Source organism: Kitasatospora sp. NPDC056076 (assembly GCF_042266305.1).
Classification (GTDB): Bacteria; Actinomycetota; Actinomycetes; order Streptomycetales; family Streptomycetaceae; genus Kitasatospora.
In genome coordinates this window covers 1-25,166 of record NZ_JBHJWG010000009.1, presented here as the reverse complement: position 1 = coordinate 25,166, position 25,166 = coordinate 1, and the positions used below count along the sequence as shown (strand labels likewise).

General features: G+C 74.7%; 22 protein-coding genes and 1 pseudogene. 17 read left to right on the top strand and 6 right to left on the bottom strand.

Annotated elements, in window-relative coordinates:
• Positions 1–189: 189 nt before the first annotated feature.
• The 13 genes and pseudogenes from ACFC1T_RS09845 (at position 190) to ACFC1T_RS09785 (ending at position 16,065) form a co-directional block, all read left to right on the top strand.
• Positions 190–1,554 carry a DUF6271 family protein gene (locus ACFC1T_RS09845; RefSeq protein WP_375885860.1) on the top strand — a complete coding sequence of 455 codons (1,365 nt, stop codon included), beginning with the start codon at positions 190–192 and terminating at the stop codon, positions 1,552–1,554.
• Positions 1,551–2,048 (top strand): GNAT family N-acetyltransferase, encoded by a 498-nt coding sequence (locus ACFC1T_RS09840; RefSeq protein ID WP_375885858.1) that lies wholly within the window; start codon positions 1,551–1,553, stop codon positions 2,046–2,048. The genes ACFC1T_RS09845 and ACFC1T_RS09840 overlap by 4 nt, the downstream gene beginning before the upstream one ends.
• Positions 2,049–2,165: 117 nt before the next feature.
• Complete coding sequence (locus ACFC1T_RS09835) at positions 2,166–3,485, top strand: hypothetical protein (protein WP_375885855.1); 1,320 nt, start codon at positions 2,166–2,168, stop codon at positions 3,483–3,485.
• A 190-nt stretch (positions 3,486–3,675) separates the two neighbouring features.
• On the top strand, positions 3,676–4,824 hold the full coding sequence (locus ACFC1T_RS09830) for a hypothetical protein (RefSeq protein ID WP_375885852.1): 1,149 nt from the start codon (positions 3,676–3,678) through the stop codon (positions 4,822–4,824).
• Between the two features lie 289 nt (positions 4,825–5,113).
• Positions 5,114–6,724, top strand: a pseudogene (locus ACFC1T_RS09825) (AMP-binding protein); the annotation flags it as partial.
• Positions 6,725–7,165 carry an acyl-CoA thioesterase gene (locus tag ACFC1T_RS09820; protein WP_375886190.1) on the top strand — a complete coding sequence of 147 codons (441 nt, stop codon included), beginning with the start codon at positions 6,725–6,727 and terminating at the stop codon, positions 7,163–7,165.
• Positions 7,162–9,597 (top strand): FAD-dependent monooxygenase, encoded by a 2,436-nt coding sequence (locus ACFC1T_RS09815; protein WP_375885850.1) that lies wholly within the window; start codon positions 7,162–7,164, stop codon positions 9,595–9,597. Before ACFC1T_RS09820 ends, ACFC1T_RS09815 begins: the two co-directional genes overlap by 4 nt.
• Positions 9,598–9,606: 9 nt before the next feature.
• Positions 9,607–10,575, top strand: a complete 969-nt coding sequence (locus tag ACFC1T_RS09810; protein ID WP_375885848.1) for a carbon-nitrogen hydrolase family protein — start codon at positions 9,607–9,609, stop codon at positions 10,573–10,575.
• Entirely contained in the window at positions 10,572–11,705 is a 1,134-nt protein-coding gene (locus ACFC1T_RS09805) for a cupin domain-containing protein (RefSeq protein WP_375885846.1), read from the top strand. The genes ACFC1T_RS09810 and ACFC1T_RS09805 overlap by 4 nt, the downstream gene beginning before the upstream one ends.
• Positions 11,706–11,719: 14 nt before the next feature.
• Positions 11,720–12,643: a fumarylacetoacetate hydrolase family protein gene (locus tag ACFC1T_RS09800; protein WP_375885844.1), complete on the top strand. Its 924-nt coding sequence runs from the start codon at positions 11,720–11,722 to the stop codon at positions 12,641–12,643.
• A 16-nt stretch (positions 12,644–12,659) separates the two neighbouring features.
• Positions 12,660–13,412 (top strand): Asp/Glu racemase, encoded by a 753-nt coding sequence (locus ACFC1T_RS09795; RefSeq protein ID WP_375885842.1) that lies wholly within the window; start codon positions 12,660–12,662, stop codon positions 13,410–13,412.
• 125 nt (positions 13,413–13,537) lie between these two features.
• Positions 13,538–14,380, top strand: a complete 843-nt coding sequence (locus ACFC1T_RS09790; RefSeq protein ID WP_375885840.1) for a PaaX family transcriptional regulator C-terminal domain-containing protein — start codon at positions 13,538–13,540, stop codon at positions 14,378–14,380.
• Positions 14,377–16,065 carry an amidohydrolase gene (locus ACFC1T_RS09785; protein WP_375885838.1) on the top strand — a complete coding sequence of 563 codons (1,689 nt, stop codon included), beginning with the start codon at positions 14,377–14,379 and terminating at the stop codon, positions 16,063–16,065. Before ACFC1T_RS09790 ends, ACFC1T_RS09785 begins: the two co-directional genes overlap by 4 nt.
• A gap of 32 nt (positions 16,066–16,097) precedes the next feature.
• Here ACFC1T_RS09785 and ACFC1T_RS09780 read toward each other — a convergent pair whose 3' ends face one another.
• Positions 16,098–16,619 carry a universal stress protein gene (locus tag ACFC1T_RS09780; RefSeq protein WP_375885836.1) on the bottom strand — a complete coding sequence of 174 codons (522 nt, stop codon included), beginning with the start codon at positions 16,617–16,619 and terminating at the stop codon, positions 16,098–16,100.
• Positions 16,620–16,803: 184 nt separating this feature from the next.
• On the opposite strand from ACFC1T_RS09780, the gene ACFC1T_RS09775 reads away from it, so the two are divergent.
• A complete protein-coding gene (locus ACFC1T_RS09775) occupies positions 16,804–17,439 on the top strand; it encodes an alpha-ketoglutarate-dependent dioxygenase AlkB (protein WP_375885834.1) in 636 nt (211 codons plus the stop codon).
• Between the two features lie 18 nt (positions 17,440–17,457).
• On the opposite strand, the gene ACFC1T_RS09770 is transcribed toward ACFC1T_RS09775, so the two are convergent.
• From ACFC1T_RS09770 to ACFC1T_RS09760, 3 genes are read right to left on the bottom strand one after another with little or no spacing between them, the layout of a single operon-like run.
• A complete protein-coding gene (locus ACFC1T_RS09770; RefSeq protein WP_375886188.1) occupies positions 17,458–18,309 on the bottom strand; it encodes a carbohydrate ABC transporter permease in 852 nt (283 codons plus the stop codon).
• 5 nt (positions 18,310–18,314) lie between these two features.
• A complete protein-coding gene (locus ACFC1T_RS09765; protein ID WP_375885832.1) occupies positions 18,315–19,295 on the bottom strand; it encodes a carbohydrate ABC transporter permease in 981 nt (326 codons plus the stop codon).
• Positions 19,296–19,323: 28 nt separating this feature from the next.
• Positions 19,324–20,631, bottom strand: a complete 1,308-nt coding sequence (locus tag ACFC1T_RS09760; RefSeq protein WP_375885831.1) for an extracellular solute-binding protein — start codon at positions 20,629–20,631, stop codon at positions 19,324–19,326.
• Positions 20,632–20,961: 330 nt separating this feature from the next.
• Here ACFC1T_RS09760 and ACFC1T_RS09755 point away from each other — a divergent pair, with 330 nt between their 5' ends.
• Together ACFC1T_RS09755 and ACFC1T_RS09750 are read left to right on the top strand one after the other, a co-directional pair.
• Positions 20,962–21,798 (top strand): IclR family transcriptional regulator, encoded by an 837-nt coding sequence (locus tag ACFC1T_RS09755; protein WP_375885829.1) that lies wholly within the window; start codon positions 20,962–20,964, stop codon positions 21,796–21,798.
• A 238-nt stretch (positions 21,799–22,036) separates the two neighbouring features.
• Positions 22,037–22,747 (top strand): alpha/beta hydrolase, encoded by a 711-nt coding sequence (locus ACFC1T_RS09750; RefSeq protein ID WP_375885828.1) that lies wholly within the window; start codon positions 22,037–22,039, stop codon positions 22,745–22,747.
• Between the two features lie 46 nt (positions 22,748–22,793).
• Here ACFC1T_RS09750 and ACFC1T_RS09745 read toward each other — a convergent pair whose 3' ends face one another.
• Entirely contained in the window at positions 22,794–23,318 is a 525-nt protein-coding gene (locus ACFC1T_RS09745) for a universal stress protein (RefSeq protein WP_375885827.1), read from the bottom strand.
• A gap of 172 nt (positions 23,319–23,490) precedes the next feature.
• Positions 23,491–24,162: a TetR/AcrR family transcriptional regulator gene (locus ACFC1T_RS09740; protein WP_375885825.1), complete on the bottom strand. Its 672-nt coding sequence runs from the start codon at positions 24,160–24,162 to the stop codon at positions 23,491–23,493.
• A 135-nt stretch (positions 24,163–24,297) separates the two neighbouring features.
• Here ACFC1T_RS09740 and ACFC1T_RS09735 point away from each other — a divergent pair, with 135 nt between their 5' ends.
• A complete protein-coding gene (locus tag ACFC1T_RS09735) occupies positions 24,298–25,122 on the top strand; it encodes an MOSC domain-containing protein (protein ID WP_375885823.1) in 825 nt (274 codons plus the stop codon).
• Positions 25,123–25,166 lie beyond the last annotated feature (44 nt).

Sequence of the window (25,166 nt, the reverse complement as noted above, 5' to 3'; positions counted from 1 at the left end):
CGGTCCGCACGGCCCCCGGACGACCCCCGAGGGCCCTCCGGAGCCACCGGGCGGGGGCGCATTCCACCCCGCCGCAGCCCCGCTGTCAATCGTTGACTTGGGAAGTGGTCTAGTCCACGGTGGTGCGCTCGAAGCCCTCACGGCGCCACCGCCGCAACCGTTCTGACGAACCGACGGAGAACCACCGCCATGCAGAGAGTCTGCCTCGCCCTGCCCACCATGCGTTCCTGCCCCGAGACCATCGCGGAACTCGCCGAGGAGGCGGCCTACGCCGTCGCGACCTTCGGCGTCGAGGTGCACCTGCTCATCCTCGACACCACCGACGCCGCCGCCTTCGCGCAGAACGCGGACGCCGTGGCCGCGCTGGAGCCGACCCCCGGCGTGGCCGTCCACCACCTGGGCGAGGCGCGGCAGCGGGAGTTCCTGCGCCGGGTGGCCGAGCGCTCCGGCGCCGCCGACCCCGGCCTGCTGCTCGACCTGATGCTCCCGCCGGCCGTCGCGTACGGCTCCTGCGTGAACCGGCTCTTCCTCGGCGCGGCCGCCCTCGGCTGCACCTCGGCGCACCTGCGCAACGACGACGCCGACTTCCAGGTCGTCGACGGCCGGAAGGTCTTCCCGATCCACCACGAGCTGCTCTCGATCGGCCGGCCGGCCGGCGAGGCGGTGGCCGGGGTGACCCGCTCCGAGCTCGACCCGGCCGACGCGGACAAGCCGGTGATGCTGGTCAGCGGCTCCTTCATCGGCGAACTCAACGTGGACATCAGCGAGATCCACGAGCTGGACCCGGCCGTCTACCGCGAGATCGTCCGCCTCTGGACCCCGCCGGTCTGGCCGGAGGAGGACCGGGACGCGATGGTCGACGTCTCGTTCAAGGGCGCCGGCTCCGAGCCGTTCACCGCCGACGAGTCCGTCCTCGGCGTCCCCGACATCTGGGACGTCTACATGTGCAACATCGCCCTGGACCACCGGGCCTACGAGGTGCTGCCGCTGCTGCCCTCGATCGAGACCATCGGCAGCGACTACGCCCTGCTGCACGCCCTGGTCCACTCCCGGCTGCCCGGCGTCGTCCACAACCGGCACATCGTCAACTACTACACGCCCGAGCGCCGCATCGGCGCCGGCTTCGTCAACTACCAGCTGCGGTTCGTCAAGTTCCTGCTCTCGATGCTGTACCTGTACCCGGTCTACGGCGGCATGATCGACCTGGGCCGCGGGCTGCTGGACGAGCGGCACGGGCTGAAGGTCGAGCCGATCGTCGACCTGGTGCGCGGCAGCGTCGACTGGGACCAGGCCGGGAACGAGCACTGCCTGGACGTCCTGGACCGCTCCTACCGCAAGCTCGGCGGCAAGTACACCGAGCTCGCGGACGTGGTGGCCGAGCGGCGCGGACAGCTCCTGGACGAGGCCCGGCAGGACGCCGAGCGCTGGGCGGTGCTGGTCGAGGCCTGGGCCGCGATGGTGTCCGCCGCCCGCGCCCACGGACTGGACGCCGGTCCCGAAGGCGCGGAAGGCGCGGAAGGCCCGGGCGCCGGTGCGGAGGGGGCGACCCGGTGAGCGAGGACCTCCGGATCCGGCGGCTGGCCGACGGGGACTGGGACGCCGTGGTCGCGCTCGAACACGACGCCTACGCCGCCGACGGCCTGTCCGAGGGCCGGGAGGCGCTGCAGTCCCGGGCCCGCAGCTCACCGGACACCTGCTACGTGCTGGAGCAGCAGGGCGTCGTCCGCGGCTACCTGCTGAGCCTGCCGTACCCGCCGCTGCGCTGCCCGGACCTCACCCGGCCGGAGGAGACGGCGTACACCTCGGCCAACCTGCACGTGCACGACCTGGTGATCGCCGAGGACCTGCGCGGCCGGGAGGTCGCCCTGGGGTTCATGCGGCACTTCCGCGAGCGGGCCGAGGAGTCGGGCTTCGAACGGATCTCGATGGTCGCGGTGCGCGGCGCGGACATCCTGCTGCGGCTGCTCGGCTACCGGGCGCACCGCGAGGTCACGGTGCCGGAGTACTACGGGCGGCGGGCCGTCTACATGTCGGCGCCCGTGCGCTGACCCGGGCCGACGCCGCGGCGGGCGGACGACGGCAACCGGGCGGGCCCGCACGGAAATCGGTCGGGCCCGCACGGAAATCGGCGGCGGGCCCGACCGGGCGGCGGGCAGAATGCGCGGATGCCCACCCTGCTGTACGCCGTCGCCCGCAACCCCGCCCTGCCGCCCGAGCTGCTCGGGCAGCTGATCGACCGACTCCCCGCCGCGGACGAGGAGTTGGCGTGCGCGCTCGCGGAGCGGACCGACCTCGACCCGGGGCAGGTCCGGCTGCTGGCCGAACGCTTCGAGGACGCCGCCGTACGGCTCGCCGAGCGCGGCCTGTTGCCCGTCGGGGACGTCGACCCGCTCGCCCGGCCGCGGGTCGCGCTCGTCCTGCTGGACGAGGGACGCGGGGACCCGGCCTGGGCCCGGCTGTTCGCCCGCGACCCGGACGAGCTGGTGCGGGAACGGCTCGCCTCCGCGGTCGGGCTCCCGGACGAGGTCGCGGACCTGCTCGCGGTGGACGAGTCCGACGACGTGGTGGCCGTTCTCGGACACTGCACCGGGCGCCCGGATCTGCTGGCACGGCTGGCCGTGCACCCGGCGGCGCAGGTCCGACGCGCGGCCGCGGCCAACGAGGCCACGCCCGCGGAACTGCTCACGGCCCTGCTGGACGATCCCGAGGTGATGGTCCGCGAACAGGCGGCGGCCCATCCGACCACCCCGGGGTCGGCCGCCGCCCGCCTGGTGGGTGACCACATGATGATCCGGCAGGCGCTCGCCACCCACCCCGGGCTGCCCGCCGGGACGTACCGCCGGCTGGCCGGGGACGAGATCCCCTGGGTCCGGTCCAACCTGGCCCGGAACCCGGGGATCGACGCGGCACTGATGAGCCGGCTCGCCGAGGACGACGGCTACGACGTCCGGCGCTCGCTCGCCCACAACCCCGCCATCCCGTTCGACCTCCTCGCCCGGCTCGCGGCCGCCGTCCGGATCGGCTCGACCCTGCTTCCCCGGATCGCCGCCGCCACTCCGGCCGAACTCCGCGCCCTCGCCGCCGTGCCCGAACCCAGGGTCCGCGTGCTGGTCGCCGAGCACCGGGCCCTGCCGACGGACCTCCGGGACCGGCTCGCCGCGGACCCGGACGCGAGCGTGGTCAAGTCGGTGGCCCCGCATCCGGGCCTCAGCGGTGCCCAACTGGCCACCGCGCTGAACCGGTTCGGCACGAAGGTGGCCACCGCCGTGACCAGGAACCCGGGTACCCCCACCGCACTGCTCGACCGCATCGCCACCACCCCGCCCACCCCCGTCAAGGCCCTGCGGACCCTCGCCGCCCACCCGAACGCCTCCCCCGCCGCGCTGACCGCCTGCCTGGCCTCCCCGGACCACCGCACCGCCGAGGCCGCGGCCGCCAACCCGGCGCTGCCGGTGGCGGTGATGGCGGAGCTGGCCACCCGGTGACGGACCGGACCGGCGACGGACCGGACCAGCGACGGACCGGACCAGCGACGGACGGGACCGGTGGGCCGCCGGGTCTCCGCCAGGTCCGCGCGCGGTTGCAGTTGCGTCTCCGTTCAACCGGAGGGGGGTGTGCCCCGGCGGCCGGTCCGGGAGCCTGGGGGCAACGACTCGTACGGCGGGGGGAGTTGCCATGGGGGACGGCCGCGGGCTGGTGGCGGGTGTGGTGGGGGCGCTGGTGCGACTGGCCCGGGGCACGCCCGGCGGGCGGGGGCGGGCGGTGGCCGAGGTGGTCCGGGCCCGGTTGCGGCTGACGCCCGAGGGGGCCCGGGCGCTGTCGGCGATCGAAGCGGACCCGGACGATCCGGCGGCGCGGGCCGAACTGGCCGCGGCCGTCGCCCGACTGCTCGCCACCGACCAGGGGTTCGCGCAGTACCTGACCACCACCGACCTCGGCGGGACGGCCGATCCGAACACCGTCCAGCTGCGGACGGACGCGAGCCCCAGCACGGTCCAACTGCGGACCGGCCCGAGCACCGTCCAGCTGCGCACCGGGGGGCCGGACGCGGAACCGGAGCCTCGCACCGTCCGGCCGGGGGTGGACCCGGACGCCCCGGCCGGCGGCCCGAGCACCGTCCAGCTGAGGGTCGACCCGGCGGCCGCCGGCGCCGCCCGGGCCCTGGCGGCCCGGCGCGGCAACGTCGCCGTCCTCACCGTCCTGGCCCTGGTCCTGATCGCCGCGCTGGTCGCACTCGGGATCAACCTCGGCTCGCGCCCGCTGCTGCAACCCACCGGGCCCGACTTCGCCCACGCCGCCCGGACCATCCGCGATCCCGCGCGGGTGCAGGGCGTGCTGCCGGACGCCGCCGCGATGCCGGGCGGCTGGCAGCAGCAGGGGGCGCCGCGTTCGGGGACGGGCAGCGGGCCGGGCGCGCCCTGTCTGCTCCCGGGCGCCTGCGACCAGCAACTCGCCTATGCGACGGTGTCGTTCAGTGCCGCGCCGCTGCCGTCCGTGCAGTTCACCGTGGTCACCTTCAGCTCCGCCGAGGCGGCCGGCCGGGCCTTCGACACCCGGCTCGACCTCCTCGACGCCCGGGGCGACGCGGCCCCGGCGGCCGTCCAGGCGGTCGGCGACCGGAGCGCCGCCCGCACCCGGGGCGACTCGACGGCGGAGACGGTGGTCCGGGTCGACTCGACGCTGCTCTACGTGCACTACGCCGGGCCGGGGGCCGCGGTGGCACTGCCCGGGCTCACCCCGTTCGCCCGGATGCTCGCCGAGCGCGCCCGGCAGGCCGAGGACGGCCGGACCCCGGACGCCGTCTTCCACGCCACCGGGGGCTGAACACCGGCGCTCCCCGGCCGCCCCGGCAAGCCCGGCCGCCCAGCAAGCCCGGCCGCCCAACGAGGCACAGCCACCCCGGGAAGCCCAGCCACCCCAGGAACCCCACCCGCACCGCACCACCCCTGCGCCCCGCAGGCCCCATCGGCCGGCGGGGCGTTCCGCTTGCCCCGCCCCGCCCCCGACCTGCGCCGACCGCTCCCGTCGCCCGAATGCATGTATCGCTCTCTTGACTGGCGTCACGAGCGCGCCATACTGGCTTCACTCCCGCTCGCCCGACGAGGTGCCGCCCATGGAGCTCTCCCCCTCGGCGCACATGGACACGTTCTGCCGAGACCATCTCCCGCCCTTCGACCAGTGGCCAGAACTCCTCTTCGAACTCCCGGAGTTGGCCTACCCCGACCGACTGAACTGCGCGTCCGCCCTGCTCGACGACACCATCGCCCGCCTGGGCCCCGACCGCCGCTGCCTGCTCACCCCCACCACCCGGTGGAGCTACGGCGAACTGCGCGACCACGCCGACCGGACAGCCCGCCTGCTCACCGAGGAACTGGGCCTGGTCCCCGGCAACCGCGTCCTGCTGCGCGGCCCCAACACCCCCTGGCTGGCCGCCTGTTGGCTCGGGGTCCTGAAAGCCGGCGGGGTGGTCGTCACCACCGTGCCGCTGCTCCGGGCGGCCGAGCTGACCGAACTGGCCCGGATCGCCCGACCCACCCTCGCCCTGTGCGACCACCGCTTCCGCACCGAGCTCGACCTCGCCGACGCCCCCGGGCTGCGGGTCCTCTCCTTCGGCGGCCCCGGCCCCGAGGACCTCACCGCCCGCAGTGCCACCCAGCGGCCCGGCTTCACCGCCGTACCGACCGCCGCCGACGACGTCGCGCTGATCGCCTTCACCTCCGGCACCACCGGCCGGCCCAAGGCCACCCTGCACTTCCACCGGGACGTGCTGGCCAACGCCGACACCTTCTCCCGCCACCTGCTCCGCCCCACCCCCGACGACCTCTTCACCGGCACCCCGCCGTTCGGCTTCACCTTCGGCCTCGGCGGCCTGCTGGTCTTCCCGCTGCGGGCCGGCGCCGCCAGCCTGCTGCTGGAGCGGGCCACCCCCGAACAGCTCGCCGAGGAGGTCGCCCGGCACGGGGTGAGCGTGCTGTTCACCGCGCCCACCGCCTACCGGGCGATCCTGGCCGCCGGGCTCGCCGACCGGCTGTCCGGCGTACGGCGCTGCGTGTCGGCCGGCGAGCCGCTGCCCGCCGCCGTGTGGGAGGCCTTCCACGCCGCCACCGGCCGGCGGCTGATCGACGGGATCGGCGCCACCGAGCTGCTGCACGTGTTCATCTCGGCCGCCGACGACGACTCCCGGCCCGGCGCCACCGGCCGCCCCGTCCCCGGCTACCGGGCGGCGATACTCGACCGGCAGGGCAACCCGGTGCCGGACGGCCAACCCGGACTGCTCGCCGTCAAGGGCCCCACCGGCTGCCGCTACCTGGACGACGAGCGCCAGCGCGAGTACGTCCGCGGCGGCTGGAACCTCACCGGCGACACCTACCTCCGCGACCGGGACGGCTACTTCCGGTACCAGGCCCGCAACGACGACATGATCGTCTCGGCGGGGTACAACATCGCCGGCCCCGAGGTGGAACAGGCCCTGGCCTCCCACCCCGCGGTCGCCGACTGCGCCGTGGTGGCCGCGCCGGACGAACGGCGCGGCACGGTGGTCAAGGCGTACGTGGTGCTGACCGGGGGCACCCCGGCCGGCGCCGGGACCGTCAAGGAGCTCCAGGAGCACGTCAAACGCACCATCGCGCCGTACAAGTACCCGCGCGCCGTCGAGTTCGTCCCCGAGCTGCCGCGCACCGCGACCGGCAAGCTGCTCCGCGCCGAGCTGCGCAGAAGGGCCGCCGTGACACACCGATCCGAGCCGGAGCCCGCCCCGGCCGCCATCACCATCGAGCGCCGGGTCGAGTGGTCGGACACCGACGCCGCCGGGCACTACCACTTCTCCGCCGTCCAGCGCTGGGCCGAGGCCGCCGAGGCGGCGCTGCTGCGCCGGCTCGGCCTGGCCGAGCTGTTCGGACGGATCCCCCGGGTGCACTTCGAGGCCGACTACCGGGAGCGGCTCTGGTTCGGGGACGTGGTCCGCACCGAGCTGCGGGTCGTCCGGGTCGGCGGCTCCTCGCTGCACTACGCCTTCGAGGTGCACGGCCCGCAGGGGCTGGCCGCCAGCGGCCGGATGTCGGTGGTGCACGCCGCGCCGCGGGTCAAGGGCGCCGAGCCCTGGCCCGACCCGGTCCGCCGGGCGCTCACCGAGGCCGGTCCGCAGCAGCCCGAGGTGGTCGCGTGACGGGCGGGCCGCAGCAGTCGACGGCCGGACAGCAGACGGGCGGGCAGCGACCGACGGGCGGGCCGCAGCAGCCGACGCCCGGCGGGCCGCGCCGGATCGCGGTGATCGGCGCCGGCCCCGGCGGGCTCTACTTCGCCGCCCTGGCCAAGCAGTTGGACCCCGCCCGCGAGATCACCGTGTTCGAACGGGACGGCCGGGAGGACGCGTTCGGCTTCGGCGTGGTGTTCTCCGACGAGACCCTGGACGGCATCGCCCAGGCCGACCCGAAGGTCTTCGCCGCGATCAGCGCCGAGTTCGCCCGCTGGAGCGACATCGACATCCGCTACGCCGGCCAGGTCCGCACCAGCGGCGGGCACGGCTTCGCCGCCCTGGACCGCAACCGGCTGCGCGCCGTCCTCCAGGACCGCTGCGCCGAGCTGGCGGTGGACGTGCGCTACCGCACGCCCGCCCCGCCGGCCGACCGGCTCGCCGCCGAGTACGACCTGGTGGTGGCCGCCGACGGCATCCACTCCGGCACCCGGGCCGCCCGCCCGGAGGCGTTCCGCACCGAACTGGACGAGCGGCACTGCCGCTACATCTGGCTCGCCACCGACAAGGTCTTCGAGGCCTTCACCTTCATCGTCGAGGAGTTCGACTTCGGCACCGTGCAGGTGCACGCCTACCCGTACAGCGCCACCCGCTCGACCTTCATCGTCGAGATCGCCGCGGACGCCTGGCGCCGGGCGGGCTTCGAGGCCCTCGCCGCACGGGAGTTCGCGCGCGGCGAGAGCGACCTGGCGAGCGTGGAGCGCTGCGCGGAACTGCTCGCCGGGCACCTGGACGGCCACCGGCTGATCCCCAACGCCTCCCGCTGGATCCGCTTCACCACCGTCCGCAACGCCAGTTGGCGCCACGGCAACACCGTGCTGCTCGGCGACGCCGCGCACTCCGCGCACTTCTCGATCGGCTCGGGCACCAAGCTGGCCCTGGAGGACGCCCTCGCCCTGGCCGCCGCGCTGAGCGAACAGCCCACCCCGGACGGCGCGTTGGCCGCCTACGAGGCCGAGCGGCGGCCGGTGGTGGAGTCCACCCAGCGGGCCGCGCAGGCCAGCCTGGAGTGGTTCGAGACGGTGGGGCGCCGCACCGGGCGGGACCCGGACCGGTTCGCCTTCGACCTGCTCACCCGAAGCCGCCGGGTCACCTACGACAACCTGCGGGCCCGCGACCCGGAGTTCACCGCCGCCGTGGACGCCGCCACCGGCGGCTCCCCCGGGGTACCGCCGATGTTCCGGCCGCTGAAACTCGGCGCCCTGGAGCTGCGCAACCGGATCGTGGTGCCCCCGCTGGCGACCTTCACCTCCCCCGACGGGCTGCCCAGCGCCTTCGACCGGGCCCAGCTGACCGCCCACGCGCTCGGCGGCGCCGGGCTGGTGATCGCCGGGATGACGGCGGTCAGCCCCGAGGGCCGGGCCACCGACCGCTGCCCCGGGCTGTGGACCGACCGCCAGGAGGGCGCCTGGGCGGAACTGCGGCGCGCCGTCGCGGCGGTGAGCGACACCCCGGTCGGCCTCCAACTCACCCACGCCGGCCGCCGGGGCGCCACCGCCGCGCCCGGACCGGACGGCATCGGCCGCCCGCTCGCCGACGGCTGGCCGCTGCTCGCCCCCTCGCCGCTGCCCTGGGACTCCGGCAGCGCCGTCCCGCACGAGGCGAACGACGTCCACCTGGCCGTCGTCACCGCCGACTTCGCGGCCGCCGCCGAGCGCGCCGCCCGGGCCGGGTTCGACGTGCTGGAGCTCCAGTTCGGCCACGGCCACCTGCTCTCCGCCTTCCTCTCCCCGCTCACCAACCACCGCACCGACGGCTACGGCGGCCCGCTCGCCCACCGGCTGCGGCTGCCGGTCGAGGTGCTGTCCGCCGTCCGCGCCGTCTGGCCCGCCGGGCGGCCGCTGCTGGTCCGGATCTCGGCCGCCGACTGGGCCCCCGGCGGCACCACCGAGGACGAGGCGGTGGCGATCTGCCGGGCGCTGGGCGAGGCCGGGGCGGACGCGGTGGACGTCTCCACCGGCGAGGTGGTGGCGCACCAGCGGCCGCCGTACGGGCGCGGCTTCCAGACGCCCTTCGCCGAACTGGTCCGCGCCGCCACCGGCCTGCCGACCGTCGCGGTCGGCGCGATCTCCGGCCACGACGACGCCAACTCCGTCCTGCTGGCGGGCCGCGCCGACCTGGTCGCGGTCGGCCGGGCCCAGCTGCACGACCCGTTCTGGACCCTGCACGCCGCCGCCGAGCAGGCGTACACCGGCGCGGGCGCCCCCTGGCCCGCGCCCTGGCTCGCCGGGCGCCGCAGGCCGCCGGGCCCGGGCGCCGACAAGGTCGCCCCGCGCCTGCACCTGCTGCGGGAGGCCGCCCCGCCCGTCCACCGCCGCTGGCGGCCGGCTCCGGACGGGCAGTGAGGAGGACGCATGGACCTGCCGCGCTTCACCGCCGCCGCCGTCCAGGCCGCCCCGGTCTACCTGGACCCGGCCGCCACCGTGGACAAGGCCGTCGCCCTGATCCGGGAGGCGGCCGGCCGCGGCGCCGAACTCGTGGTCTTCCCCGAGGTCTTCGTGCCCGGCTACCCGTACTGGAACTGGACGATGACCCCCGTGCAGGGCTCCCCCTGGTACGAACGGCTGCACCGCGCCGCGGTGGACGTCCCCGGACCGTACGTGGACACCCTGTGCTCGGCCGCCCGGCAGGCCGGGGTGGTGCTGGTGATCGGCGTCAACGAGCGCGGCCGGCACAGCCTCGGGGTGCTGTACAACACCCTGCTGATCATCGGCTCGGACGGCGAACTCCTCGGCGTGCACCGCAAACTGGTACCCACCTGGGCCGAGAAGCTGACCTGGACCCAGGGCGACGGCAGCTCGTTGAAGGTGCACCGCACCGCCGTCGGCCCGCTCGGCGCCCTGGCCTGCGGGGAGAACACCAATACCCTGGCCCGCTTCACCCTGCTGGCCCAGGGCGAACTCGTCCACGCCGCCGCCTACATCGCCCTGCCGGTCGGCCCCGAGGACTACGACATGGCGGAGGCGATCGCGCTGCGCGCCGCCGCCCACTGCTTCGAGGGCAAGCTGTTCACCGTGGTCTCCTGCTCGACCGTGTCGCCCGAGATGGTCGACCTGATCGCCGGTGACGACCGCCAGCTGCGCAGCCAACTCGCCCGCCCGCACAGCGCGTTGTCCGGGATCTTCGGACCGGACGGCCGGGCGGTCACCGAACCGCTGGTCGACGAGGAGGGCATCGTCTACGCCGAGATCGACCTCGGCCGCTGCATCCAGCCCAAGCAGATGCACGACATCGTCGGCCACTACAACCGCTTCGACGTCTTCCGGCTGCACGTGGACGACCGCCCGCTGCGGCCACTCACCTTCCCCGAGGAGGAGTCATGAGCACCGAAGGCACCTACGACGACGGCCGGATCGGCCGGGCCCGCGTCAACGACAGCCCCGAACTGCTCGCCTACTACGAGGAGTTGGCCAAGCACGAGGCCGGCGCCCTGTGGACGGTGGCGAACGAGATCGAACCCTGGTACCCGCAGCCGAAGTCCGTCCCGGTGCTCTGGCGCTACGCCGACCTGCGCCCGCTGGTCCGCAAGGCCCTCCCGCTGGTGAAGGCCGACGACGCGGGCCGCCGGGTGGTGATGCTGGTCAACCCTGGGCGCCGCGAACTCAGCGCCGCCGTCGGCCTGTTGTACACCGGCCTGCAGATCATGGGCCCCGGCGAGGCGATGACCGCGCACCGCCACCAGGCCTCCGCCCTGCGCTTCGTCCACGAGGGCACCGGCGCCTGGACGATCGTCGACGGCCAGAAGCTCCGGGTCGGCCCGCGCGACTTCGCGATCACCCCCAACAGCACCTGGCACGAGCACGGCAACGAGGCCGAGGACAACCCGGTGATCTGGCAGGACGGCCTGGACATCCCGCTGGTCAACACCCTGGACGCCAACTTCTACGAAGTCCACCCGGACCTCTACCAGCGCCCCGGCCCGGTCCCGAACTCCTCCCTGCTCAGCTACGGCGGCAACCTGCTCCCGTACGGCGTCGAGAAGTGGACCCGCCCGTACTCGCCGCTGCTCGGCTGGCCCTGGGAGCCCAGCTACCACGCGCTGTGCCGACTGGCCCGCGCCACCGAGGGGTCCCCGTACGACGGCGTGATCATGGAGTACACCAACCCGGTCACCGGCGGCTCGGTGATGCCCACCATGGCCGCCCACCTCCAGCTGCTCCGCCCCGGCCAGACCACCCGCGCCCACCGGCACACCGGCTCGGTGGTCTACACCGCCGCCAAGGGCCGGGGCGTCTCGGTGATCGCCGGGCAGCGCTTCGAGTGGCAGCAGGGCGACATCTTCGTCGTCCCGTCCTGGGCCTGGCACGAGCACGAGAACCTCGACCAGGGCGAGGACGCCTGCCTGTTCTCCTTCAACGACTTCCCGGTGATGCACTCCCTCGGCCTCTACCGCGAGGAGGCCCACCCGGCCCACGACGGGCACCAGGACACCCCCGAGCCCACCGCCCCGTAACAGGAGTCCACCCGATGCAGCTGCTGACCTTCCGCGCCGACGGCGACCCCGCCCCCCGGCTCGGCGCCCGCACCGACGGCGACCGGGTCGCCGACCTGACCGCCCTCGCCACCGCCGCCGGGGTCGAACTCCCGCCCGACCTGCTGGGGTTGATCCGGGCGGGCGAACCGGCCCTGGCCACCGCCCGCGCCCTGACCGCCCGCGCCCTGACCCCTGGCGCCCTCACCGCCGGCGCGCCGGCCACCCGGCCGCTCGCCGAGGTCACGCTGTGCGCCCCGCTGCGCCCCGGCAAGATCGTCGGGGTCGGCCTCAACTACGTGGAGCACGTGGCCGAGTCCCACCGCACCCTGGACACCGAACGCGAACTCCCGGACCGCCCGGTGCTGTTCGGCAAGCCCACCACCGCCGTCACCGGCCCCGGCGGGCCGATCCTGCACAACGCCGACATCACCAAGCAGCTCGACTGGGAGTGCGAACTCGCCGTGGTGATCGGCGAGCCCGCGTTCCGGGTGAGCGAGGCGGACGCCTGGCGGCACGTGTTCGGCTACAGCATCGTCAACGACATCAGCGCCCGCGACCAGCGCCGCAGCGGGCAGTGGTTCTTCTCCAAGGGCCAGGACAGCTACGCGCCGTTCGGCCCGGTCGTGGTCACCGCCGACGAGATCCCCGACCCGCAGCGGCTCGACCTCTCGCTGCGGGTCAACGGCGAACTGCGGCAGGACTCCAACACCCGCCACATGCTGTTCGGCATCGCCCGGCTGATCGCCGACATCTCCGCCGGGATGACCCTGGAACCCGGCGACGTCATCTCCACCGGCTCCCCCTCCGGGGTCGGCGCCGGCATGGTCCCGCCGCAGTTCCTGCAGCCCGGCGACCTGGTCGAGGCCACCATCGAGCGGATCGGCACCCTCGCCAACCCCGTGATCGACGCCCGCTGAGAGGAGTCCGGCGCAGATGACCACCTACCGGATCGGCCAGATCGTCCCGAGCTCCAACGTCACCATGGAGACCGAAGTCCCGGCCCTGCTGCGGGCCCGCGAGGCGGTCGCCCCGGAACGGTTCACCTTCCACTCCAGCCGGATGCGGATGACCAGGGTCACCCCCGAGCAACTGCGCGCCATGGACGGCGAGTCCGACCGCTGCGCCGCCGAGCTCTCGGACGCCCGGGTCGACGTGATCGGCTACGCCTGCCTGGTCGCGGTGATGGCCACCGGCCCCGGCTACCACCGCGAGGCCGAGCAGCGGCTGCACCGCCGCACCGTCGAGAACGGCGCGCCCGCGCCCGTGGTGACCAGCGCCGGCGCCCTGGTCGCCGGGCTGCAGGCGCTCGGCGCGCGGAAGGTCGCGATGGTCACCCCGTACCTGCGCCCGCTGGCCGCGACGGTGGTCGACTACCTCGGCGGGGAGGGCATCGAGGTGCTCGACCACGTCGCGCTGGAGATCGCCGACAACCTCGACGTGGCCGCCCACGACCCGGCCCGGCTGCCCGGGATCGCCAAGGGCCTGGCGCACGGCGACGCGGACGCGGTGGTGCTCTCCGCCTGCGTGCAGATGCCCTCGCTGTCCGCCGTCGAGGAGGCCGAGCAGCAGCTCGGCAAGCCGGTGGTCTCGGCGGCGATCTGCACCACCCACCAGTTGCTCCGGGCGCTCGGCCTGCCCGCCGTCGCCCCCGGCGCCGGGCACCTGCTCTCCGGCGCGTACGCCTGAGCCACGCCCCGGTCACGCCCGGCCCGCGCCGGTGCCGCGCCCGCACCAACCCGCCACCGGCCCGAGACCGACCCGCGGTGCCGTCGCTATGATCACCACCAGCCGTCGGGGAGGAGGGCCCGCAGATGCCGGAGAGCACCACCCGGCCCAGCTCCCTGATCAACACCGTCTACGGAGAGTTCGTCCGCCGCCTCGGCGGCTGGATATCGATCGCCGACCTGATCGCGCTGATGGCCGAGCTGGACGTCGACGGCCCGGCCGTCCGCTCGGCCATCTCCCGCCTGAAGAAGGCCGGCACCCTGCTCCAGGAGCGCCGTTCGGGCACCGGCTACCGGCTGGCCCCGGCGATGGGCCCGGTGTTCGACGAGGGCGACCGCCGGATCTTCCACAGCCTGGAGCCCGCCGAGCTCGCCGACGGCTGGGTGGTGGCGGTCTTCTCGGTGCCGGAGTCCGAACGCGCCCACCGCCACCAGCTGCGCTCCCGGCTGAGCTGGCTCGGCTTCGGCAACGCCGCCCCCGGCGTCTGGCTGGCCCCCGCCCGGCTGCTGCCGGACGCCCGCCGGCTGCTGGAGCGCCTCGGCCTGAGCGCCTACGTCCACCTGTTCCTCTCCGCCGAGTACGCCGGCTTCGCCGAACTCCGTACGGCGGTGGCGACGTGGTGGGACCTCCCGGCGATCGAGGCGCAGTACGCGGCCTTCACCGACGCCTGGCGGCCGGTCGCCGAGCAGGTGCGCGGACGGGAGCGGATCGACCCGGTCGAGGCCTTCCGGGACTACGTGCCGATGCTCACCCAGTGGCGCCGGCTGCCGTACCTCGACCCCGGGCTGCCCGCGCCGCTGCTGCCCGAGCACTGGAACGCCGTGCCGGCCCGCGCGGTGTTCACCGAGGTGCACGGGCTGTTCGCCGAGCCGAGCCTGCGCTACGTCGAGAAGGTCACCGGACTGTCCCACCCCGAGGAGCTGCCATGACCGCCCCGGACCGCACCCCCACCCCGGACCGCACCCCCGCTCCGGCCACCAGCACCCCCGCCCCGGGCACCAGCACACCCCCCGCCGATCTGCTGGTCCGCGCCGCCGCCGTGCACACCCTCGTCCCGGGCGGGGCGCCGCAGCGGGCAGTCGCCGTCACCGGCGGCCGGATCACCGCCCTCGCGGCCGAACCGAACGGCCTGGACGCCCTGGTCGGGCCGGACACCGAGGTGGTGGACGCCCCGGACGCGACCGTGCTGCCCGCCTTCGACGACACCCACACCCACCTGATCCTGGCCGGGCACAGCGTCCATGGCGTCCCGGTGCACCGGGCCCGGGACCTCGACGGCTTCCTGGCGCTGATCCGCGACCGGGCCGCCCGCACCCCCGCCGGGGAGTGGATCGCCACCACCGTCAACTGGCAGGAGGTGCTGCTCGCCGAGCAACGCCTGCCGACCACCGCCGAGTTGGACGCCGTCACCGCCGACCACCCGGTGCTGGTGCGCCGCGGCGCCTACAACATGGTGCTCAACTCGGCCGCGCTGCGGCTGGCCGGGATCGACGAGTCCACCGAGGCCCCGGACGGCGGGGTGATCGAGCGGGACGCGCGGGGGCGGCTGACCGGCCGGCTGATCAACCGGGCGGTCGAGGCGGTCGAGCGGGTGCTGCCGCGGCCGACCCTCGCCGAGCGGATCGAGGGGCTGCGCGCGGCCTCCGCCGACTACGCGGCCACCGGGATCGGGACGGTGCGCGACTGCCTCGTCCCGGTCGAGGATCTCGACGTGCTGGACGCGGCCCGGGCCGCGGGGGCGCTCGCCGTCCGGGTCCGGGCCCTGGTCTCCGGCTTCGCGGCCCGCACCCCCGCCCAGGTGGACGCCCTGCTGGACCGGATGGACGGCTGGCGCGCGGACGGCCGGGACGACGCCCGACTGCGGCTGTGGGGCGTCAAGTTCGGCATCGACGGCGGCTTCGAGGCGGGCGCCCTGGAGCAGCCGTACCAGGGGCAGCCCTGCTACCACGGGCGGCTGCTCTGGGAGCCGGCCGAGCTGCTCGCCGCGGTGGAGCGGGTGGTCGGGCGCGGCTGGCGGGTGGGTGTGCACGCCTGGGGCGACCGCGGGCTGCGGGTGCTGCTGGACGTCTTCGAGCAGGTGGTGAAGCGCCACCCGGGGCTGCCGCCGGGAACGCTCGTGGTCGAGCACGGCGGACTGGCCCGGGCCGACCAGCGGGCCCGGGCGGTCGCGCTGGGCATCCCGGTGACGGTGCAGCACCCGCTGCTGCACGACGGCGCGCTCACCCAGCAGCGGGCCTGGGGCGAGGAGCGCACCGCCGCGCTGTTCCCGCTGCGCGAGTGGCTGGACGAGGGAGCGCAGTTGTCGGCCGGATCGGACTTCCCGGTCGGCCCGTACGGCGCGATGGTGTCGGTGTGGGGCATGACGACCCGCGGCACCACGGCCGGGGTGGTCGGCCCCGAGCATGCGATCGGACGGGCCGAGGCGATCGCGCTGCACACCGTGAACGCCGCCCGGCTGACCGACCAGGAGGCCGAGCGGGGCAGCCTGCGGCCGGGGGCGCTCGCCGACCTGACGCTGTGGCCGGTCGACCCGCTGCACTGCCCGGCGGCGGACCTGCGCGGGCTGCTGCCGCTCCGTACGGTGATCGGGGGCCGAACCGTGCACGGGGGATGACGGCCCGACCGTGCACGGCAGTTGATGGGCCGTCAGGCCGCGATGAGCTCCCGCAGGTCGATGTCGCCGCGGTGCAGGGCGCGCAGGTCCTCGTGCAGGGTGGACGGCGGGACGACGAGCACACCGCCGCGCGCGTGGTCGAGGCAGTGGCGGGCGACCGAGCCGCGCAGCAGTCGGCGCAGGCGGCCGCGCAGCGAGCCGTGCCGGCCGGCGCTGATCACCAGCAGGTCGCCGGGCCGGTCGGCCAGTGCGGTCAGCACCGGGCCGGGCTCGCCGCGCATCACCAGCGGCTGCACCGGCAGGCCGATCGGCAGACCGCCGAAGGCCTGGCCGAGGGCGCTCTCCAGCCGGGCCCCGGCGGCGTCCTGCCAGGCGCGGAGCAGCGGCGGGCAGGGCCGGGCGCGGTAGCTGCGCTCGCCGCCGACCGGGGTCCAGGCCAGCACCGGGACGAGGACGGCACCTCGGGCCCGGGCCTCCTCCGCCGCCCGGTGCAGGGCGGTCAGGCTGTGCAGGGAACCGCTGACTCCGACGATGACGCGGGCGCCGTCCGACATGATCCTTCGCTTTCCGATGTGAAGCCTATCCAGTGTCTGCGATTATGCTGCCACACCGTCGCACAGACCTACAAATCAAAGGCATTCACTGAATATCGCCTTGCAATCGCCCCGACTGGGCGCCCGGGCCGGCCCCGTCCAGGTAATTCGAGCGCCTGTTCGAATCACGGCGTACGCTGGCCCCATGCCCGGCACCGTCCACCTCCAGCCCTCGCTGTTCGAAGAAGCCGCCGACCCCCGGCTCGGCCCGCTCGACGGCGTCCAGCGCCTGCTCCTCGGCGACGGCGCCTGGCTGGACGTGCTGCCGGGCTGGCTGCACGGCGCCGACCGGCTGTTCGAACAGCTGGCCGCCGACGTCCCCTGGCGGGCCGAACGGCGGGAGATGTACGAGCGCACCGTCGACGTCCCCCGGCTGCTCGCCTCCTACGGCGCCGACGCCGAACCGCCGCACCCCGTCCTCGGCCTGGCCCGGGCGGCGCTGAGCCGGCACTACGCGGCGGAGCTGGGCGAGCCCTTCCGCACCCTCGGGCTCTGCTACTACCGGGACGGCCGGGACAGCGTGGCCTGGCACGGCGACCGGATCGGGCGCGGCGCCCGGGAGGACACCATGGTGGCGATCCTCTCCGTGGGCGAGCCTCGCGTCCTCGCCCTGCGGCCCCGGTACGGCGGCGGCGCCGTCGTCCGCCGGCCGCTCGGCCACGGGGACCTGGTGGTGATGGGCGGCTCCTGCCAGCGCACCTGGGAGCACGCGATCCCGAAGACCGCCCGCCCGGTCGGCCCGCGGATCAGCATCCAGTTCCGCCCGTACGGGGTCGCCTGAGAGCCACCCCCTCGCTCATCAGTCCTTGACCGCGCCGGCCAGCCCGGACACCAGCCTGCGCTGCACCGCGATGAAGAACACCAGCACCGGCACCGTCATCAGCGTGGACGCCGCCATGATCCCGCCCCAGTCGTTCTCGTCCGGCTTGAAGAACACCAGCAGCGCGGAGGGCAGCGTCTGGTTCTGGGTGGCGCTGATGATGAAGGTCTTCGCGAAGACGAAGTCGTTCCACGCCGCGATGAAGGAGAACACGCTGGTCGCGGCCAGGCCCGGGGCCACCAGCGGCAGCAGGATCCGCCACAGGATGCGGGTCCGGCTCGCCCCGTCGATCTGCGCGGCCTCCTCGATCGAGACCGGCACGGCCGCGACGAAGCCGCGCATCATCCAGATCCCGAACGGCAGCGAGAACGCCAGCTGCACCAGCACCAGCGAGGCCAGGGTGTTCAGACCGACGCCCGGGGCGAACCGGCCGGCGTCGCGGAACATGAAGAACAGCGGGATGGTCAGCGCCTCGACCGGGATCATCTGGGCGATCAGGAACATCACCATGATCGTGGTGCGGAACCGGAACCTGAACCGGGTCACCGCCACGGCGGCCAGGAAGACCACCACCGCCGACAGCACCACCACCGACAGCGCGACCACCAGGCTGTTCACGAAGTACCGGCCGAAGCCGTCCACGCTGAGCACCTGCCGGAAGCTGTCCAGCGTCGGGTGGGCGGTCCACGGCCTCGGGTCCAGCGACTGCACCTCGCCCTTGGGCTTGAAGGCCGAGAGCACCATCCAGAAGATCGGGAAGGCGGTGACCACCGCCAGCACCACGGCACCGCTGTTCGCCGCGAGCCGCCACCGGCCGCGGGGGTTGCGCAGGGCGTTCACAGCTCGTTCCCCGTCCGTCGCAGGCTGCGGATGTACAGGACCGTCGGGACCACCAGGATCAGCAGCATGATCACGCCGATCGCCGCGCCCAGCCCGTACTGCGAGGAGGCGAAGGCCTTCTGGTACGCGTACACGTTGAGCACCAGGTTCTGGCCGGCGATGCCGCCGCCCTCGGTCATCACGTAGATCTGGGTGAAGACCTTGAAGTCCCAGATCACCGACTGGATCACCACGATGGTCAGGATCGGCCGCAGCATCGGCGCGGTGATCCGGCGGAAGGTGGTCCAGGTACCGGCGCCGTCCAGGGCGGCGGCCTCCATGACCTCCTCCGGGATGGCCCGGATGCCCGCGTAGAGGGTGACCATGACGAACGGGTAGGAGTGCCACACCACCACGGCGCCGACGATCAGGAACGCCGTCCACTTGTCGTAGAACCAGTTGAACTCGTGGAAGCCGCTCAGCCCGAGCCGCACCAGGGTGTGGTTGACCAGCCCGAGGTTGGTGTCGAACAGGAAGCTCCACACCGTCGAACCGGTCATCGCGGGCGCCGCCCAGGCGGCCATCGCCGCCGTGGTCAGCACCAGCCGCGGCCAGCGGCCGACCCTGGTCAGCAGCACCGCGAGGGTCGCACCGACGGCCAGGGTGGCGACCACGCAGAAGGCGGCGAAGCCGACGGTCTGCACCAGCACCGTCCAGAACTGGCCGTCCTCCAGGATCTTCGCGTAGTTGCCGAGGCCGACGAAGGAGGTCGGGACACCGCCGGAGGCCTGGGCCTGCCCGAAGTCCAGTACGGACAACAGCCCGAGCTGGTAGATCGGGTAGGCCACCAGCGGGACCAGGATGACCGCGGCCGGCAGGAGCAGCAGCAGCGGGGGCCGGCGGCGCCGGCCGCCCGGGGGTGCGGCCGGCGCCCTGCCCCCACGGCGCCGCTGCGGGGAGGCCGGCGCCGACGGGGCGGTCGTGGTGGATGCGGACACGTGCGGGACCTGCTCTCTGCTCGGCGGGTCAGTGCGCGGCGAAGGCCGAATTGATCTGCGCCGCGGCGTCGGCGGAGGCCTTGGCCACGTCCGCCTTGCCCGTGACCACCTGCTGCAGCATGGTCGGGATCACCGCCTGGGCGTCGATCTGCGCCCACGCCTGGTCCAGCGGCACGAAGCGGGTGCCGGCGGCGATGGTGTCGGTGAACGGCTTGAGGAAGGCGTCCTTCGCCCCGACCTCGGCGCTGACCGACTTGAGCGTCGGCAGGTTGCCCATCGCGTCGTACATCTGCGCCTGGTAGGCCGGGCTCGCCAGCAGCTTCGCGAACTCCACCGCCAGCGTGCGGTGCTTGGCCGCCTTCATCACCCCGAGGTTGTTGCCGCCCGCGAAGGCGGGTGCGATCGAGCCGGCCTTCTCCCCGGGCAGCGGCACCACGCCGTACTTGCCCTTGACCGCGCCCGCCTCCACCTTGCCGCGGTTGGAGTTGACCAGGATCGCCATCGCCGACTTCCCGGCCGCGAACAGGTCGACGGTCTTGCCGCCGGTCAGGTCCGCGCACTGCTGGGCGGGGCAGCCGTCCGGGCCGAACAGGTCGGTGTAGCGCTTGATCCCGGCCTGCGCGGCGGGCGAGTCGATGGCGGCCTTGAAGGCCGTGCCGTTCTTGGCCGCGATGTCGCCGCCCGCGTCCCAGACGAAGGGCAGCGCGCCGAAGGTGTACTTGCCGCCGACCGCGATGCCGAAGGTGTCCGGGTGCGCGGCGTGGATCTTCGCGCCGGCCGCGACCAGTTCGGCGTACGAGGCGGGCGGGTTGAGACCGGCCTCGGTGAACAGGTCGGTGCGGTAGTACAGGGCGCGCACGCCGACCCACCACGGCAGGCCGTAGGTCTTGCCGTCGACCACCGCCGTCCCCGCGATCGCCGGGTCGAGGTCGCCCTTGGACTGCCACGTGTCCAACTCGGCGCCGATCTCGGCCAGTCCGCCGGCGGCGACGTAGCCGGGCAGGTCGGTGTTGCCGAACTCGACCAGGTCGGGGGCGCTGTTGGGGTCGTTGAAGGCGCCCTTCATCTTGGCCGCGCGGGCCGAGGCGTCGGTGTCGATGTAACCGACCTTCACCGTGACGCCCTGGTGGGAGGCCTGGAACTCGTTGACGGCCTTGGCCACCACGGCCTCCTTGGCCGCGTTGCCCGCCTCGTTGTACAGCCACACCTGGAGGGTGCCGGTGCGGTCGTCGGCCTTGTCGCCGGCCGGCGCCGCGGTGCCCGGGGCGCAGGCGGTGGCGGCGAGGCAGCAGGCGGCGAGCGCGACGGCCGCGGCGGCCCGACTGGTGAGTCGCATGGGTGGAGACCTCCCCTCCCGACAGCTGCCGCCGAGACGCTCCCCGCCGGGGGACGGGCGCGTCGAAGCAGGCCCTGACCGGGGCCGATGGTGGGTGAAGTGGTGGGGGTGACGGCAGGGCGCAGCGCCTCGGGTGGGCGACGCCGCCTGCTCGATGGCAGGGACGTTAGGCGTGGGCGATCGGGCCCAACAAGAGGTGGTTCACGAAGTTTTGCACTGCACAACGTTGTATCGAGGATGCGCCGACCCGGGCCCGAAGGGGTACGTTCTGACCACCCCCGCCGACGTGCGGGGGCCACGCCAGCAGAACCCGGACCAGGGAACGGACCCATGACGGAGACGTCGCCCCAGCAGCCCACGACGACGGCCGCGCCCGCGTCGAAGCCCACGACCGAGCGCAACCAGTCCTCCTCGCTGCGCCGCGCACTCGCCGTCCTCGGCCACGTCCGCGACCACGGCGACGGGCGCGGCGTGCCGCTCGCCCAACTCGCCGACGCCCTGGGCCTCAACAAGAGCACCGTGCTCCGGCTGGCCGGCCCGCTGCTCGACGAGCACCTGCTCGAACGGGACCGCGAGACCGGCTGGTTCCGCCTCGGCCACGGCTCGCTCCGGCTCGGCCAGGCCTACCTGACCACCCTCGACCTGCGCAGCGTCGCCGCCGAACACCTGCGCCGGCTCCAGCGCGAGGCCGGCGAGACCGTCCACCTGACCGTCTGGCAGGCACCCGGGATCGTCTACCTGGACAAGGTCGAGGACGAGACCAACGTCCGGATGGCCTCCCGGGTCGGCAGCCGGGCGCCCGCCTACTGCACCGCCACCGGAAAGGCGATCCTCGCCTGGCTGCCCGAGGAGGCGGTCACCGAGGTGGTCGCGGCCGGCCTGCGCCCGGTCACCGCCTGGACCATCGCGGACGAGACCCGGCTGCGCGCCGACCTCGCCCGGATCCGCGCCCGCGGCTACTCGATCGACGACCGGGAGAACGAACCCGAGGTGCGCTGCGTGGCCGCACCGATCTTCGACCACACCGGCGAGGTCACGGCGGCCCTGTCCGTCTCCGGCCTCACCTCCCGGATGACGGCCGCCCGGGTCCGCGCCCTCGGCCCGGTCGTCGCCCAGGCCGGCCTGCGGATCTCCCGCGAACTGGGCTCCGACCGCCAGCCGTCCTGAACTCCCGCTCCCCGCGGGCGGAAACGCGGACGGAAACGCGGACGGGGCCCGGCACCCGTGAAGGTGCCGGACCCCGTCCGACCGTGGAGCGCCAGGCCCGGATCGCACGGACTCTTCCTACTGAAAGTAGGACGTGCTCTGGTAGCACCGCTGACGCCTGACGAGAGATCATCTCCCTCGCGACAGGAAGTACAGTAGCAGCTCCGTGACCACCCATCGAATCGGAGGCGAACCCGGCATGACGACCGCGCGACCGGAGGCCGTTCCGTACGCGGACGGACGGCTGTTGGACGTCCACCGCCCCGCCGCCACCGACTCCGGACCCGCCCCCGTCGTCCTGCTCTGGCACGGCTCGGGCCCCGACGAGCGCGACGTGCTGCACACCCTCGCCCAGGAGGCCGCCGGGCTCGGCCTGCTGGTCCTCGTCCCGGACTGGCGCTCCGACCGGGCGGACGGCGGCCGCGCCGACCTGCTCGCCTCGCTGGCCTTCGCCCGGCGCAACGCGGCGGCGTACGGCGGGGATCCGGACCGCTTCGTGCTCGCCGGCTGGTCGCTCGGCGGCCGGGAGGCCGTGGCGGTGGCCACCCACCCGGACACCCTGGCCGAGCTGCGCCCCACCGCCGCCGTCGGCATCGCCTCCGCGTACGGCCGCCCGGCGGCCACCACCGGGGACGTCCCGCTCGACCACCTGGCGGCGGGCCCGTCCCCGGTGCCGGTCCTGCTGGTGCTGGGCACGGCGGACGAGGTGGTACCCGGCTGGCTGACCCATCAGCTGCACGCGGTCGTGCCGACCGCCGAACTGCTCGAACTCCCCACCGACCACGCCGGCGTGGTGATGACCACCTACGACCCCGGGGCCGACCGCTGCCTGCCCGCCACCGACCCCGCCACCCTGGCGGCCGGCCGGCGGACCGCCGCACTCCTCGCCCGGGCGGCCGGGCTCCGATAGGGGCGGGCGCCGCCCAACGCCCCTACTCCGCGCGCCAGTTGACTGCCTAGTTGCCCGCCACCAGGTCCCGCAGGCCGTAGCCGCGCTCCAGCGCCTCCAGGTCCCGCTGCAGGGGCGGGCGCGGCACGGTGAGCACCGGGCAGGCCGCGTGCCGGACGCAGTAGGCGGTGACCGACGGCCGGATCAGCCGGGAGAGGCAGCCCCGCTCCCGTCCGGCGCCGAGCACCAGGACGTCGCCCGGCCGGTCCGCGCAGCGCAGCAGCGTGTGGGCGGTCTCGCCGCGCACGGCCTGGCAGCGCAGCCGGGCTCCGGCGTACCGCCCGGCGAAGGCCTCGTCGAGCGCCTGCCGCAGCCGGGTGACGGCCGCGTCCCGGCCGGCGCCCACCACCGGCGGGCAGACCGAGCGGCGGTAGCCGAGCTCCTCCCCCGGCGGGGTCCAGCACAGCACCGCGAGCACCTCGGCGTCCGTCCGCCGGGCCTCGGCCACCGCGTGGTGCAGGGCCGCGAGGCTGCCGAGCGACCCGCTGACGCCGACCACGATCCGGCCGTCGCCCGCACCCGTGTCCGTCATCGCCCGCCCCGCCTCTCCGTCCGCGCCGCCGCCCCGGGCGGATCACCCCAGCTAACCGGCGCACCCGAGCCCGCCCGCACCCGTTGACACGGTCCTGACGCCCCACCCGGCGTTCCGTACGCGTCCCTGATGCCGACAGGAGGGCAGGGAGGCGGGGGGAGGGCGGGGGCGGTCAGGCCTCCGGGGCCCCGGCCTCCCACAGGTCCGCGAACATCCGGTCCAGGTGCTCCTCGCCGATCGGCGGGACCGGCAGCGGGTGGGCGGCCCGGGCGCGGAAGCCGTCCAGCAGCAGGGCGAGGTAGCGGCGCCAGAGGTCGGGGCGCAGCTCGGTGGCGGCGGGCAGGGCGCGGCAGAGCGGGCCGAGCAGGAAGAGCAGGTCCATGGTGACCACGTCGCGCCGCATGGTGCCCTGCTCCTGGGCGCGGGCGATCAGGGCGCCGACGGTGGCGGCGTGCCCGCGGCTGATCTCGATCATGCCGGGGATGACCGGGATGGCCTGGGTGACCAGGTCGTTGATGCCGCGGTCGGCGGCGACGAGGGCGAAGATCCGCTCGAAGTAGCCCTCCAGGCCGGTCCAGGCGTCCTCGGCGGCGAGCGCCTCCCGCCCGGCTTCGGCGAGTCCGGTCCCGGCGTCCGCGAAGACCTCGGCGATCAGCGCCTCGCGGGTCGGGAAGTGCCGGTAGAGGGTGGCGTTGCCGACGCCGGCCTCCTTGGCGATCTGGTCCAGCGGGACGTCGAGGCCGTGCCGGGAGAACATCTCGCGGGCGGCGGCGAGCAGCTGGTCCCGGTTGCGCTGCGCGTCGCGCCGGAGCCGTCCCGGGGGGTTCGCGCTGCTCGGTGCCATGGGCAGACCCTAGCAACCGCACGGCCGCCGGGTGTTCACCGGCACGACGGCCGGTCCGGTCCGCGCCCGCCCTGCAACTACCCTACGGGGGCGAGGAGAAGAGCGGCCCGAGCGGCCGCGGACCACGGGGGCGGCATGGCGACGGTGACGGAACTCCGGTACTACCCGGTGAAGGGCTGCGCCGGGGTGCGCACGGAGCGGGCGGAGGTGACCGCGGCGGGGCTCGCCCACGACCGGGAGTTCATGGTGGTGGACCAGGACGGCGTGTTCCGCTCCCAGCGGCGGGATCCGCTACTGGCGACCGTCCGCCCGGCGGTGGCGGAGGGCGGCGCCCGGCTGGCGCTGGCCGCGCCCGGGGTGGCGCCGGTGGCCTTCGCCGTGGACACCGCGGGCCCGCGCCGCAAGGTCGAGCTGTTCGGCGTGCCGTACCCGGCCGTCGACCAGGGCGAGGAGGTCGCCGCCTGGCTGTCCCGGGTGCTGGGCGCGCCCAGCCGGCTGGTCCGGGTGCCACCGGAGCACGACCGGGCGACCGACGGGCTGACCCCGGGGACCTCGGGCTTCGCCGACAGCAGCGCGATGCACCTGCTCTCCCGGGCGACCTTGGACGACTTCAACGCGCGCACCGGCGAGGGCGTCGCCCCGCTGCCGGTGGAGCGGTTCCGCCCGAACCTGGTGGTGGACGGCTGGCCGGAGCCGCACACCGAGGACCTGCTGCGCCGCTTCCGCGTCGGCGGCGCCGAATTCGGCTACACCAAGCTGGCGATCCGCTGCGCGGTGACGCTGGTGGACCAGTCGACCGGCGCCAAGGCGGGCCCGGAGCCGCTGCGCACCCTGGCGCGGTACCGCCGGGCGGCGGTCGGCGGGGTGGCCCTCGGCAGCAAGTTCGCCGTACTGCGCCCGGGCACCGTGCGGGTGGGGGACGAGCTGGCGGTGGACGACTGGGGGCCGTCCGAGCTGTGACGCGGGTCCCGGTACGACGGTGGCCCGGCGGAAGGATCCGCCGG